General features: G+C 69.7%; 13 protein-coding genes. 9 read left to right on the top strand and 4 right to left on the bottom strand.

The window, feature by feature from the left end; translation table 11 throughout:
• Positions 1–688: 688 nt before the first annotated feature.
• On the bottom strand, positions 689–1,681 hold the full coding sequence (locus tag ACVBEQ_RS08385) for a response regulator transcription factor (RefSeq protein WP_447152852.1): 993 nt from the start codon (positions 1,679–1,681) through the stop codon (positions 689–691).
• A gap of 242 nt (positions 1,682–1,923) precedes the next feature.
• A complete protein-coding gene (locus ACVBEQ_RS08390) occupies positions 1,924–2,460 on the bottom strand; it encodes a M23 family metallopeptidase (RefSeq protein ID WP_447152853.1) in 537 nt (178 codons plus the stop codon).
• Between the two features lie 333 nt (positions 2,461–2,793).
• Between ACVBEQ_RS08390 and rpsB the strand changes: the two genes are divergently transcribed.
• From rpsB to ACVBEQ_RS08430, 8 genes are all read left to right on the top strand, one after another.
• Positions 2,794–3,771 carry a 30S ribosomal protein S2 gene (gene rpsB, locus ACVBEQ_RS08395; RefSeq protein ID WP_447152854.1) on the top strand — a complete coding sequence of 326 codons (978 nt, stop codon included), beginning with the start codon at positions 2,794–2,796 and terminating at the stop codon, positions 3,769–3,771.
• A 91-nt stretch (positions 3,772–3,862) separates the two neighbouring features.
• Positions 3,863–4,681 (top strand): translation elongation factor Ts, encoded by an 819-nt coding sequence (gene tsf, locus ACVBEQ_RS08400; RefSeq protein ID WP_447152855.1) that lies wholly within the window; start codon positions 3,863–3,865, stop codon positions 4,679–4,681.
• Positions 4,682–4,803: 122 nt separating this feature from the next.
• Positions 4,804–5,568 carry a UMP kinase gene (gene pyrH / locus ACVBEQ_RS08405; RefSeq protein ID WP_447152856.1) on the top strand — a complete coding sequence of 255 codons (765 nt, stop codon included), beginning with the start codon at positions 4,804–4,806 and terminating at the stop codon, positions 5,566–5,568.
• Positions 5,565–6,122 carry a ribosome recycling factor gene (gene frr / locus ACVBEQ_RS08410; protein WP_447152857.1) on the top strand — a complete coding sequence of 186 codons (558 nt, stop codon included), beginning with the start codon at positions 5,565–5,567 and terminating at the stop codon, positions 6,120–6,122. The genes pyrH and frr overlap by 4 nt, the downstream gene beginning before the upstream one ends.
• Positions 6,122–7,018 carry a phosphatidate cytidylyltransferase gene (locus tag ACVBEQ_RS08415; protein ID WP_447152858.1) on the top strand — a complete coding sequence of 299 codons (897 nt, stop codon included), beginning with the start codon at positions 6,122–6,124 and terminating at the stop codon, positions 7,016–7,018. Before frr ends, ACVBEQ_RS08415 begins: the two co-directional genes overlap by 1 nt.
• A gap of 57 nt (positions 7,019–7,075) precedes the next feature.
• Positions 7,076–7,816: an alpha/beta fold hydrolase gene (locus tag ACVBEQ_RS08420; RefSeq protein ID WP_447152859.1), complete on the top strand. Its 741-nt coding sequence runs from the start codon at positions 7,076–7,078 to the stop codon at positions 7,814–7,816.
• Positions 7,817–7,867: 51 nt separating this feature from the next.
• Entirely contained in the window at positions 7,868–8,725 is an 858-nt protein-coding gene (locus tag ACVBEQ_RS08425) for an ABC transporter ATP-binding protein (RefSeq protein ID WP_447152860.1), read from the top strand.
• On the top strand, positions 8,701–10,293 hold the full coding sequence (locus tag ACVBEQ_RS08430) for a hypothetical protein (RefSeq protein ID WP_447152861.1): 1,593 nt from the start codon (positions 8,701–8,703) through the stop codon (positions 10,291–10,293). The genes ACVBEQ_RS08425 and ACVBEQ_RS08430 overlap by 25 nt, the downstream gene beginning before the upstream one ends.
• A gap of 58 nt (positions 10,294–10,351) precedes the next feature.
• Here the strand turns inward: ACVBEQ_RS08430 and ACVBEQ_RS08435 are convergent, their stop codons facing one another.
• Positions 10,352–11,929, bottom strand: coding sequence for a coiled-coil domain-containing protein (locus ACVBEQ_RS08435; RefSeq protein ID WP_447152862.1), 1,578 nt, complete (start codon positions 11,927–11,929; stop codon positions 10,352–10,354).
• A gap of 49 nt (positions 11,930–11,978) precedes the next feature.
• Positions 11,979–12,434, bottom strand: coding sequence for a methylmalonyl-CoA epimerase (gene mce, locus ACVBEQ_RS08440; RefSeq protein ID WP_447152863.1), 456 nt, complete (start codon positions 12,432–12,434; stop codon positions 11,979–11,981).
• A gap of 39 nt (positions 12,435–12,473) precedes the next feature.
• Here mce and meaB point away from each other — a divergent pair, with 39 nt between their 5' ends.
• Positions 12,474–13,496 (top strand): methylmalonyl Co-A mutase-associated GTPase MeaB, encoded by a 1,023-nt coding sequence (meaB, locus tag ACVBEQ_RS08445; RefSeq protein ID WP_447152864.1) that lies wholly within the window; start codon positions 12,474–12,476, stop codon positions 13,494–13,496.
• Positions 13,497–13,499: the final 3 nt, after the last annotated feature.

Below are 13,499 nucleotides of genomic sequence, written 5' to 3' on the forward strand. Positions count from 1 at the left end.
ATCTGGCGGGCACGAAGCGCCGTCGCCGTGAAACATCCTGCCGCGCAGCGCAGCACGATCGTTCACGATCACCTTCACTCCCGGGCTGAGGTCGTGCGCACCCCCCGGCGGGCGCGGAGTTCACAGCAGACTTGCTCGAGTCGACGTCGGAACCGCGCCTCCGAACGCCGCTCGGCACGTCTCTGAGCACGGCGCTTTCCGAGGCGTCCAACCGCGGTTAGTCAGCACATCCGCGACCTGAGCCGCCATTTCGCACGGCCGGCCGACGACGTCGCGCCAGCCGTAGCGGAGCACGGTGTCGCCGGCGACCGCGCCGAGGTTGTCCCGCCTGAGGTCCCGAAACGCCCGCTGCGCCGGGTGGGCCTCACGCCCGTCGAGCTCGACGACGACGCCGAACCCTTGGTATCGAACGCTGGCGGGGTGCAGGGCGGCTGCCGCTGGCCGCTGCATCGCCCGGCTCAGATGGATCCGCACTCCGGGTTGCCGACTCCCGCTGCCGGCCGGCATGTTGTGCACAGAGATGCTCCCCGCCGAGCGACTGCGCCCAGGAAAGACCTACATCACACCCACGCCGGGAGCCGGCTCGACAGGGTCATCCGGGAGGACGGTCGTCGTGAAACAACGTGCCGCTCTGAGCAGCACAACCGTTCACGATCAAGCGCACAGCGAGGTCGACACCGGTACGTGTTCAGCCGGTGCGGACCTCTGGCTCGTTGGTGAGCAGCAGCCTGGTCAATTCGACCCGGGAGCGGATGTTCAGCTTGGTAAAGGCGCTCTTGAGGTGCGAGTCGACGGTGTGCTTGGACAAGAACAATTGTGCCGCGATCTCCCGGTTCGTCATGCCCTTGGCCACCAGTCGAACGATCCGGAGCTCACCCGGGGCGAGCCGTCGCCAGTCGATGCCCGGATCGGACAGCGACCGGTTGATCGCCGTCCGCGGGATTGGCGATTGGTCGGCGACAGGCGGTAGTGGCGTGATCGGAATGTCACTCCTGGCCATCACGGCGGCCAGGTCCTCCCGCGAGGTCACGTTCAGTTTCTTGAGCAGCCGCGCCGAGTGCCAGCGAACCGTGCCCTCGCTGACGGCGAGCCGGTGCGCGATCACCCTGGTCGGTGTACCGCCGGCCAGTTCCATCAGCATCTGCTGCTCGCGGGTCGTCAGACCGGCCGTGGTTCCGTCCTCGAGGGTGACCTCGCGCCGGCTCAGCGTCCGCAGGGCGGCAATCAACTGGCTGACCTGCTGCGCGGAGACCCCGGGTTCGCCGCCCACCACATTTCGCAGCGAACTACCCAGGTCCGCCGGCGCGAGATCGGCGCTGAGCCAACCGTCGGCACCGGAAGCAAGCGCGGGGATCAGCAGGTCGTCGCGGCCGGCCCCGTCGTGCGCCAGAACGACGATGTGGTCGGCCACCCGCTCGCGGGACAGCCGCCTGATCGTCGCGACCAACCCGACCAGCAGCGGCGCGATCACCAGGCAGATGTCAGCGGCCGTGTGCAGACCGAGCTGGGACGCGGCGATGGCCGATGGCGCGACGCCGACGATGACCAGACCGGCCGCGTTGGGCGACCGCACCAGCTTCTGCAGCGGATCGCCGGCGTCGGAGATCACGACGGCGGAGAGGGTGCCGTCCTCGGTGGTGGGGGATGCCGAAAATCCTGCGACGGCTGCCTGCACCTGCACCTCTGGCCTCCTGGGCGACTCGAAGAGCGGTGAGCCGTCCGTTGGGCCGATCGGTGTACATCACCCGATCGAACATCAACGCTGACCCCCGGTAAGCACCGTAACGCACCGTTGGCCCAAAAAGGATGGCCGTCAAACAAACTTTCTAAGATATTTGTCGATGAAGCTACGGACGGTGACGCGATGTCTACCTTCGGTGCCGACGAGCCTCTGGGACGTCCGAGCGACACAGCCGTGGGATGTCACCGGCCGTCCCACGGCAGCAATCGCACGTCCCACGGGCCTAGGAGAGACATCGGATCGAGGTAGAGCCGGTCGGGCAGGCGGGCACCCCAGTGCAGACAGGTCGCCGGTGCGCATCCCGGATGGCCCGGTTGCAGCGTTCCGATCACCTCGCCGGCCGTCACCGCGCGCCCTGCCCGCACCGTGGCTGTGACCGGTTCGTAGGTGGTGCGCATTCCACCCTCGTGCTCGATCGACAGCACGCCGCGGCCGGCGAGGGTGCCGGCGAACACCACCCGCCCAGGGCCCGCGGCGAGCACCGTCGCACCGGTAGCGGCTGCCAGGTCGACGCCGCGATGGCCCGGACTGTAGGAGGTGTCGGGAGCCCGGAATGGGGTCAGCACGACAGGTGGGGGAGCGACCGGCAGCACGAACCCGAGCACCGGACCCGGCGCCGCGGATGACGCTGCCGGTGTGGCAGCGGGCCACAGCACCAGCAGGACCACCGTCATCACCCGGATGCTGCGGGCCAGGAACGCCGTCGATGCCGGAGCCATGAAGGCAGATTGGTCGCTGCCCGCTCGGCCGTCCGCATCTTCGCCGGCAATGTGCACAACGTTCGCGATCGTGTCCGGGTGTGCAGCCATTACCTGCGCGCAGCCGCCATCGGCTACCCTGGTCTGGCAGCCCGTGCGAGCGGGCTGACTTCGCACGCCTTGTTGCCGTAGGTGGATCGCTCACCGGCCCGAGGTGCACCGTAGGTCCCGCAAGGGTGGTGCGCCCGGAAGGCGTCAGGGCCGTGGGTCACCCGACCTCCGGCGACAACCGAGATTGCGTCCGTTTCAGGCCGAGAGGGCCGCCGGGCGCCCGCACCGAGAGGACGCGCCGCAATGGCTGTCGTCACCATGCGTCAAATGCTGGACGCAGGTGTCCATTTCGGACACCAGACCAGGCGTTGGAACCCGAAGATGAAGCGATTCATCTTCACCGAACGCAACGGCATCTACATCATCGATCTGCAGCAAACGCTGCAGTACGTCGACCGCGCGTACGAGTTCATCCGCGAGACGGTCGCCCACGGCGGCACCGTGCTGTTCATCGGCACCAAGCGACAGGCGCAGGAGGCGATCGCCGAGCAGGCGACCCGCGTCTCGATGCCGTACGTCAACCAGCGCTGGCTGGGCGGCATGCTGACCAACTTCCAGACCGTGCACAAGCGCCTGCAGCGCCTCAAGGACCTCGAGGCGATGGAGACCTCCGGTGAGTTCGAGGGCCGCACCAAGAAAGAGGTGCTGCTGCTGACCCGCGAGAAGGACAAGCTGGCCAAGACCCTCGGCGGCATCCGCGACATGGCCAAGGTCCCCTCGGCCGTCTGGATCGTGGACACCAAGAAGGAGCACATCGCCGTCGGCGAGGCCCGCAAGCTGAACATCCCGGTCGTCGCCGTGCTGGACACCAACTGCGATCCCGACGAGGTCGACTACCCGGTCCCGGGTAACGACGACGCCATCCGGTCCGCCGCGCTGCTGACCAAGGTCATCGCCGAGGCGGTCGCCGCCGGCCTCATCGCCCGTTCCGGTGGCGCCGCCGTCGCCGCCGGCGAAGAGCCGCTGGCCGAGTGGGAGCGCGAGCTGCTGGCATCCGGTGCCGAGACCGCTGCCGTCGAGGCCCCCGCGGCCGAGGCAGTCGCTGCCACCGAGCCGGTTGCTACCAATAACGCTGCTGCCGGCGATGCTGTCGAGCAGGCCCGCGGCGAGGTCATCAGCGAGACCGAATCGGGCGCCGATGCGGCCATCCAGGTCCAGGCCGACGCCGATGCCGGTGTCGAGGCGATCGTCCCGAACGAGCAGGCCAGCGTCAGCAGCTGACACCGGCGTTCTTCGCCGTCCGACGGGTGCGCCCGCGCGACCAGCGCGGCCACCTGATTCTCTTCCGAGTAGACAAGGAACACCGCCGACCATGGCGAACATCAGTACGGCCGACGTCAAGCGGCTCCGGGAACTGACCGGCGCCGGAATGATGGACTGCAAGCGGGCTCTTGACGAGTCCGACGGTGACTTCGACAAGGCTGTCGAGCTGCTTCGCATCAAGGGTGCGAAGGACATCGGCAAGCGCGCCGAGCGGACGACGGCCGAGGGCCTGGTGGCTTCCGCCGGCGGTGCGCTGATCGAGCTCGACAGCGAGACCGACTTCGTCGCCAAGAACGCCGAATTCCAGCAGCTGGCCGAGAGCGTCGTCAACGCCGCTGCCCAGCTGGAGGCCGGGTCCGGTGTGGACGCCGTGCTGGCCGCCCCGCTGGGCGCCGGCACAGTCGCCGACGCGATCAACGCGGCGTCGGTGAAGCTGGGCGAGAAGCTCGAGCTGCGTCGCGTCGTCAAGTACGACGGCCCGACGACGGTCTACCTGCACAAGCGCTCCGCCGACCTGCCGCCGTCGATCGGCGTGCTGGTCCAGTACACCGGCGAGGCCGCCGAGGCGGCTCGCGGGGCAGCCATGCAGATCGCCTCGCTCAAGGCCCGCTACGTCACCCGGGACGAGATCCCGGCCGACGTGGTCGAGTCCGAGAAGCGCATCGCCGAGGCGACCGCGCGCGAGGAGGGCAAGCCGGAGGCCGCGCTCGCCCGCATCGTCGAGGGCAGGCTCAACGGGTTCTTCAAGGAGACGGTGCTGACCGAGCAGTCCTCGGTGCTCGACTCCAAGAAGACCGTCGGCGCATTGCTCAGCTCCGCCGGCATCACCGTCACCGCCTTCAGCCGTTTCGAGGTCGGGACGGCCTGATCTGCGCGTCCCGTCCGCCGCGGCCGGCCGATTCTGCCGGCCGCGGTGCACGGACGGTGACGGCTGACTCTAGGGTCGGTACAGCGCAGGATCCGACAGCAACGACCGAGGGCGGGGACTGAATGGCACGGGAACAGCCGCGGCGTCCCTTTCGACGGGTCGTGCTGAAGCTGGGCGGCGAGATGTTCGGCGGCGGTGAGGTGGGGGTGGACCCCGACGTCGTGTCGACCGTTGCCGACCAGATCGCCGAGGTGGCCGCCGACGGCGTGCAGGTCGCCGTGGTGATCGGCGGCGGGAACTTCTTCCGTGGCGCCGAACTGCACGAACGCGGTATGGACCGTGCTCGTGCGGACTACATGGGCATGCTCGGCACAGTGATGAACTGTCTTGCGCTGCAGGACTTTCTGGAGCGCGAGCACCACATCGACACCCGTGTGCAGACCGCCATCACGATGGGACAGGTCGCCGAGCCGTACATTCCGCGGCGTGCCGTACGACACCTGGAGAAGGGTCGTGTGGTGATCTTCGGGGCCGGCGTCGGGATGCCGTACTTCTCCACCGACACGACGGCCGCCCAGCGTGCGCTGGAGATCGGCGCCGAGGTCGTGCTGATGGCGAAGGCCGTCGACGGCGTCTACGACGCGGACCCCAGGGTCGTGCCGGACGCGAAGATGTTCACCGAGATCACCCACCGCGAGGTGCTCGAACGCGGTCTGCAGGTCGCCGACGCGACGGCGTTCAGCCTCTGCATGGACAATGACATGCCGATCATCGTCTTCAACCTGCTGACCAACGGCAACATCGGGAAAGCTGTCCGTGGGGCCGCCATCGGCACCCTGGTGTACACCCCGCCGCGTGGGGATTCGGAAAGGCGCACGACGACATGATTGACGAGACACTCTTCGACGCCGAAGAAAAGATGGAGAAGGCGGTCTCCGTCGCCAAGGACGACCTGGCGACGCTGCGGACCGGCCGGGCCAATCCCAACATGTTCGGTCGGGTGGTCATCGACTACTACGGTGCGCCGACCCCGCTGACCCAGATGGCCACCATCAACATTCCGGAAGCCAGGATGGCGGTCATCAAGCCGTATGACGCCGGCCAGCTGCAGGCCATCGAGAAGGCAATCCGGGACTCCGATCTCGGGGTCAACCCGGGAACCGACGGGATCGTCATCCGGGTGGTGTTCCCGCAGCTCACCGAGCAGCGCCGGCGCGAACTCGGCAAGACCGCCCGGCACAAGGGCGAGGAGGCGAAGGTCTCCATCCGGAACATCCGCCGCAAGGCGAAGGACACCCTGGACAAGCTGTCCAAGGACGGCGAGGCCGGCGAGGACGACGTGAACCGCGCCGAGAAGGAATTGCAGTCGCTGACCGACCAGTACGTCGCGCAGATCGACGAGTTGGTCAAGCACAAGGAAGCCGAGCTGCTCGAGGTCTGATGGATTCCCCCAGATCTGGCGAGCCGAGCGACGAGCCGGTCGAATCGGGGGCATCCGCAGCGCCCACCGCTAGCCGCGCCGCGTCCAGGGCGGGCCGTGATCTGCCACGCGCCATCGGTGTCGGGCTGGTGCTCGGCGCGCTCGCCATCACCAGCCTGCTGACCTACCGGGCCACCTTCATCCTGATCATCGTGGCGGCTGTCTCGGCGTCCATCTGGGAATTGCGGGGCACCCTGTCCCGGGCCCGCGGCATCCAGCTCAGCTGGTTGCCGGTCACCGTCGGTTCGGCCGCGATGGTGGCGCTCGCCTGGCCGTACGGGCAGGCCGCGCAGGGTATCGGCGTCGCCCTGACCGCCCTGGTCTGCATGGTGTGGCGCTTCGGCAAGGGTGCGGCCGGATATCTCGCCGACCTTGCCGCGTCGGTGTTCACCGTCGTGTACCTGGGGTTGTTCGCGACCTTCGCGACGCTGATGCTGGTGCCCACGGACGGCGCCGGCCGGATCATCACGTTTCTGATCATGGTGGTCTGCTCCGACACCGGGGGCTACGCGGCCGGCGTGCTGTTCGGCAAACACCCGATGGCACCGACGATCTCGCCCAAGAAGTCGTGGGAAGGGTTCGCCGGATCGACCGCCGCAGCGATGCTGGGTGGGGCGCTCACCGTGTGGCTGCTGCTGGACGGGCAATGGTGGAAGGGACTGATCACCGGTGCCGCCGTCGCCGTGGTCGCGACGGCCGGTGACCTCACCGAGTCCCTGATCAAGCGCGACCTGGGCGTCAAGGACATGGGCAACCTGCTGCCCGGGCACGGCGGGGTGATGGACCGGATGGACTCGCTGCTGCCGTCCGCGGTGGTCAGCTGGGCGCTGCTCACGCTGTTCGTCCCGGTCACCTGACGAACCCGTCTGTCACGGCATGTTTGCCCGCCGACCCCAGGTGGCACTATCTGCTGCGTGACGCCTCCTCTCGTTCTCCTGCACGCCTTCCCGCTCGATTCCCGGATGTTCGACCCGATCCGTGCTGGGGTGGCGGAGCACGCCGACCTGCTGACCCCGGACCTGCGCGGGTTCGGCTCCGGCCCGGCACTGGGCGATCCGCCGCCGGACCCGGATCTCGCACTGCTCGCCGAGGACGTGGTGGCGGCCCTTGATGACCAGGGGATCGAGCGGGCGATCGTCGGCGGTGTCTCGATGGGCGGCTACGTCGCGCTCGCCATGTTGCGCGCGCATCCGGATCGGGTTGCCGGACTGGTCCTGGTCGATACCCGCAGCGGCGCCGACGACGGCGCGGCCCTCGAGCGGCGGCGGGCGGCGGCCGAACGGGCCGACGAGGGGGAGATCAGCTCCGGGCTCGACGCTGTCGGACCGCTGATCGCCAAGGGCGCGGCCGCTCCCGTGCGGGAAACGCTCGCCTCGATCGCGGCAGGGGTGCCGGCGCCCACGGTCGGCTGGGCTCAGCGCGCGATGGCCGCCCGGCCGGACTCGACGGACGTGCTGGCCGCTGCCGATGTCCCCGTCCTGGTGGTGGTCGGTGAGCACGACACGGTGACGCCACCGGACGAGGCCCGCGCGATGGCGGCGGCCGTCCCGGGAGCCGAACTGGTCCAGCTCCCGGACGCCGGCCACCTGAGCCCGGCGGAGGACCCCGACGGCTTCACCCTGGCGCTGACGGGGTGGCTCGGTCGGCAGTTCTGAGACCCTGTCCGCCCCGTATGGGAGGGTATTGCCCATGGGAAAACGATGACCATGAGCAACGACAATCCGCTGTCCGTAACGCCAATGGCGTCGACACCACTGCCCTCCTATCCCGGCGCCGGGGACCTGGTCCGGTCGGTGGCCGGCCAGGCGCTCGCGCTCCGCGGCCTCACCAAGGCCTTCGGGGACCGGATCGCCGTCGACCACATCGATCTCGACGTGCCTGCCGGCTCGTTCTTCGGTCTGGTCGGCCCGAACGGTGCCGGCAAGACGACAACGCTGTCGATGGTCACCGGGCTGCTCCGGCCGGACGCCGGACGCGTGGTGGTGGCCGGGGTCGACGTGTGGACCGACCCTGCCGCCGCGAAGGCGCGGATGGGCGTGCTGCCGGACGGGCTCCGGTTGTTCGAGCGGCTGTCCGGACCGGAACTGCTCAGCTACCTCGGACGCCTGCGCGGGATGTCGGCCGACGTGGTCAAGGCCAGGGCAACCGAGCTGATCGCGGTGCTGGACCTTGCCGATGCAGGCAACAAGCTCGTCGCCGACTACTCGACCGGTATGCGCAAGAAGATCACCCTGGCCGCCGCGCTGCTGCACTCGCCGGCAGTCCTGCTGTTGGACGAACCGCTCGAGGCCGTGGACCCCGTGTCCGCCAGGATCATCCGCAACGTCCTGGGCCGCTACACCCATGGCGGCGGCACCGTGGTGTTCTCCTCCCACGTGATGGCGCTGGTGGAAGGTCTGTGTACGCACGTCGCGGTGATGGCCAAGGGCCGGATCATCGCGGCGGGCGAGCTCGCCGCGGTCAGGGGCGACGCGCCCAGCCTGGACGACGCCTTCATGCACCTTGTCGGCGCATCCGACGTCCAGGAGGGGGGCCTGTCGTGGTTGGGGTCTTCGCCGGCCTGAAATGGCGGCTGGTCACCAGCCGGATACGGGCAAGCCGTGGCGGGACCAAGATCGGAATGGTCATCCTGCTGGTGGTGCTGGTCGCCTTCCTCGGGTTGATGGCGTTCGGTCTGGCCTCGCTGCGGGCCGTACCCGAGTACGCCGTGCCGATCGTCGTCACGCTGTTCACCGTGCAGCTGATCGGCTGGGTACTGACCCCGCTGGTGGCCTTCGGGGTGGACGAGACGGTCGATCCGGCGCGATTCGCCTTGCTGCCCATCAGGTCTCAGACTTTGCAGCGCGGCCTGCTGGTCAGCTCGCTCATCGGGTATTTCCCTGCGGCCAACGTGATCGTGCTGATCGGCGCCGCCATCGGCATCGGCGTTCCATGGTCGGTGTTGCCGGTGGCGCTTGTCTGCGCGGCGGTCCAGCTGCTGTTGTGCGTGATCCTGTCCCGCGCCGCGTCCACCTCGATGTCCGCGCTGATGTCCAGCAGGCGTGGGCGTGACCTGGGCATGGGTGTGGGATTGCTGGTCTTCGTGCTGTATCTGGCCTTCATCGCGGTGGTCAACAACCCCGGTGACGGCAGCGCCCTGCAAGGCGGCATCCAGCGGGCGGCCGCCGTGCTCCAGTGGACGCCGCCCGGTGCGTTGGCCTCCCTGCCCGGTCAGGTCGGGGCCGGGGAATGGGGGCGCGCCGCACTCTCTGCGGCGATCGCGCTGGCGGGACTGGCCCTCTCATGGTGGTGGTGGTCGGTGGCCCTGGACAAGAGCCTCACCACGGTCCCGTCCACCACCGCCGGTTCGTCGCCGGCCGGCGGCGGACCGGACGACACCGCCGTCGGGGTCGGGGTGAACGGCACGATGCGGGTGGTGGCCGGTCGCGACCGCCGACTGGCGTGGCGCGATCCGATGCGAAGGATGCCGTGGCTGATGCTGGCCGTGCTCACGATCGTCTGGCCGTTCCTGGTGGTGCGCGGCCCGGGCGCGGTGTTCGCGGTGGCGTTCGGCGCGATTCTCTGCGGCTCGCAGGCGGCGAACCAATACGGCGTGGAGGGTTCGGGGCTGTGGCTGCACCTGCAGACGATCACCGACCGGACCAGGGCCCGGGGTGAGGTGCTCGGCCATGCGATCACCGTGCTGATCCCCGGTATCGGGGTCGTCGTCGTTTCCATCGCGGCGCTCGCGATCTTCTACGACGACTATGACAAGGTTCCGGCCGCCCTGGGCGGCTGTCTTGGTGCCCTGCTCGGCGGGCTCGCCGCGGCCAGCTACCTCTCGGCGGCGGTGCCGTACGCGATGCCGCAGAGCCGCAAGTCGCTGTTCGCGTCCAGCGTCCCCGGCCAGAAGGGACGCACCGCGGCGGCGAGCTTCGGGGTGATCGGCGGAGGTCTGCTGATCGCACTGCCCGCTGCGGTGGCCGCGGTGCTGTCGCTGACCGTCAGCCCGGTTTGGGGCTGGGTGGCACTCGTCCTCGGGCCAGCTGTCGGCGTCGTCACGCTGTTGGTCGCCGCCCGCTTGACGGCCAACCGCTACCTGGAGCAGGCCACCGAGATCTTCGCCGTGGTGTCGGCGGGCGACCGGGTGTGACGACAGCGGCCCGGCGGGAAACACCCGCCGGGCCGCTGTCTCACCACTGCTGTCGCTGTCAGCGGCCGCCGATGGCGCGTTCCGCGAAGGCCCGCATCCCCTTGCGTTGCTGAGCCGGGACCGTGGCCTCCGCCTGCGATCCCGCTGCGTCGACTCCTGGGGTGTCGAACCCTGGGGTGTCGGTGACCCGCGGGAAGGTGTCCGTGTCCGACTCCGAGACATCACGTGGCACATCGGAGCTGCCGTCGAACTGCTCCGACAGTGCCTGCATCGCAGGATCGTTCGACTCGTCGGTGGTGTTGGCGCCGCTGCGGTCGCCCGACTGCCGGCCCTGACCGGACTGCGGCCGCCCGAGATCGGCGCGCACGGACTCGACGGTCACCTCGTCCCACGGCCCCGGCGCCTTGTCGTAGCCGTCCGGAAGGCCGGTCGGGCGCTCCTTCGGGTCGACGGGGAAGTCGGACGTCACCGGGCGGGACGACTCGCTGGCCGGCGGGTCGAGCAGGGTCGGTGCGGTCGCCGCCAGCTGGTCCACCTGCGCGAGGTGATCGCGCAAGGACGCGAGCTGGTCGAGAACATGCCCGCGCAGCGCTGTCAGCTCCCCGACGGCGGCATCCGCCTCGGCGACCCGCTGGTGCGATTCCGCCGCCGCCCGCCTGACCAGCTCCGCGGCCTGCTCGGTCGCCTCCCGGACCCGGGCCTTGGCCTCGGCGGTCGCCTCGGCAACCCGCTGCTTCGCGTCCGCGACGGAGATCTCCTCACGCTCGGTGAGCCGCTGATGGGCCTCTGCCCGGCGCGAGCTCATGGCGATTTCGAAGTCCTCGTCGATCGCCTTGCGGCGGGCGGTGCCCTCGGCGTCGAGCCGCTCGCGCTCCGCAGTGGCGGCGGCGGTCAACGTCTCGGCGGTGTCCCGCGCGGAGGTGAGGGTGTGCTCGGCCTCTGCCCGTGCCGCCGTCAGCGTCGCGGTTGCCTCGTTCCGGGCGGCGGTCAGCGTTGCATTCGACTCGTTGCGGGCGGCCGTCACCGTCGCGGCAGCCTCGTCCCGGGCGGCAGTCAGGGTTGCGCGCGACTCCTCGGTGGCGTCCAGCAGCAGGCGCTCCGCCTCAGCGGTCGCCGCGGCCAGCGCGGCCTGTGACTCGGCCGCAGCTGCGGCCCGGGTGTTCTCTGCTTCCGTGGTTGCCTCGGACAGCATCTCGCGGACCTGGTCGGCGAGCTGGCGGCGGGTGCGTTCCCGCTCGGCGTCGAACCGGTCCCGTTCGGCGGCGGTCGCCGCCGTCATCGCCGACGCAGCGGCGGTCACCTTTTCCGCGTCGGCATTGGCGCGTGCCCGGATCTCGGCGGCCTCTTCCTCGGCCAGCCGGATCATCCGCTGCATGCGGTTCGACAAGCCGGTCATCGAGACCGGTTCCTTGGCGAGGTTGTCGAGCTGGGTGCGCAGCTGATCCACCTCGCCGTGCGCGGCCTGCAGTTGAGCCGTCACCTCGGCCAGCCGCTGGTTCGTCGCGTCACCGTTCGCGGTGGCGATCCGCAGGTCGTACTCCAGCCGTTCCAGATGCGCGGTGACCTGGTCGGGCGCGAAGCCGCGGCGGACGACATCGAAAGGGACCTGGGCAGGCAGCCACTCATTGGAACTCATGGGCCTATCGTCCCACTCGGCACGCCCGACTCAGCGCAACAACACCGATTCAGTGCGCCGCCGGCGGCTGTACGAGTTCGACCAGCACGCCGCCGGTGTCCTTCGGGTGCAGGAAGTTGATCGACGACCCGCCGGTGCCCCGGCGCGGCTCGTCGTACAGGGTCCGTACGCCGGCCGCCCTGGCATCCTGCGCGGCCTGCCGGACGTCGGTGACCCGGTATGCGAGCTGCTGCAGGCCAGGGCCGTTGCGTTCGAGGAAACGGCCGATGGTCGAGTCGCCGGTCAGCGGGGCGAGCAGCTGGACCTGCGCCCCGTCGCCGTAGGCGATCATCGCCTCCTCGACGCCCTGTTCCTCGTTGCGCTCCTGGTGGGCCAGCCTGCCGCCCAGCACGGTGGTGTGGAACTCGATGGCGGCCGCCAGGTCGGGAACGGCGATTCCGACGTGATCGATCGCGGTGATGGAGATGCCGGACCCCGGCAGGGTGGTCTGTTCGTCGACGCTCATCGAGCCACCGTAGCCCGACTGTGGGTTAGGTTTCCTCGCATGTCTGCCCGCTCTGTCGCCGGCCCGGCAGGCGCCGCCGGGCCGTCCACCGAGGATCTGCTGAAGGCCGCGGACGGCGGGTCGGTGCGGGCCATCGCCCGGCTGCTCAGCCGGATCGAGGGCGGCGGGCGGCGCGCGGCCGAGGTCGCCGGCGCGCTTGTCGGGCGACGACGCGGGGCGATGATCACCGGCGTCACCGGGCCTCCCGGGGTCGGCAAATCAACCCTGACGACGGCGATGATCACCCGCTACCGGGCCGCCGGCCGGCGCGTTGCCGTACTGGCCGTCGACCCGTCCAGCCCGTTCAGTGGGGGCGCGCTGCTCGGCGACCGGGTCCGGATGGCCGACCACAGCACGGACAGCGGTGTGTACATCCGCTCGATGTCCAGCCGTGGTGAGCTCGGTGGTCTGTCGGCGGCGGCCCCGGCGGCGGCGGATCTGTTCTCCTGCATCGGGTTCGACGAGGTGCTGGTCGAGACGGTGGGCGTCGGGCAGAACGAGATCGCCGTCATGCGGCTGGCCGACTCGGTGCTGGTGGTGCTCGCCCCGGGAATGGGCGACGGCATCCAGGCGGCGAAGGCGGGAATCCTGGAGATCGCCGACATCCTCGTCGTCAACAAGTCCGACCACGCGGGGGCGACCGCCACCGTCCGGGACCTGAAAGGGATGGTCGCGCTGGGCCGCTCCGGCGTTGCCGGTCCGGGCCAGTGGCGGGCGCCGGTGTTGTCGACAACGGCATCGTCCGGAACCGGGGTCGACGAGGTGCTGGCGGCGATCGGCGATCACCGGGAGAGCTTGCACCGCAGTGGGGGAGCGGTCGCCCGGCAGCTCCAACGGGCCGAAATGGCCGTCCACGCAGTCGTTCTCGAGCGGGTCGACGCGATGCTGGCATCGGCTCACGGCCGGGAACAGCTGGCGAGGGCCGCCTCGATCGTCGCCGCCGGGGACTGTGACCATCATCATGCCGCCGGAACGGTGTTGGACTGGTTGGCCGGCAAAGGGTCTGATCCTTCACAGGGCTAGCGT

Source organism: Nakamurella sp. GG22 (genome assembly GCF_052976845.2).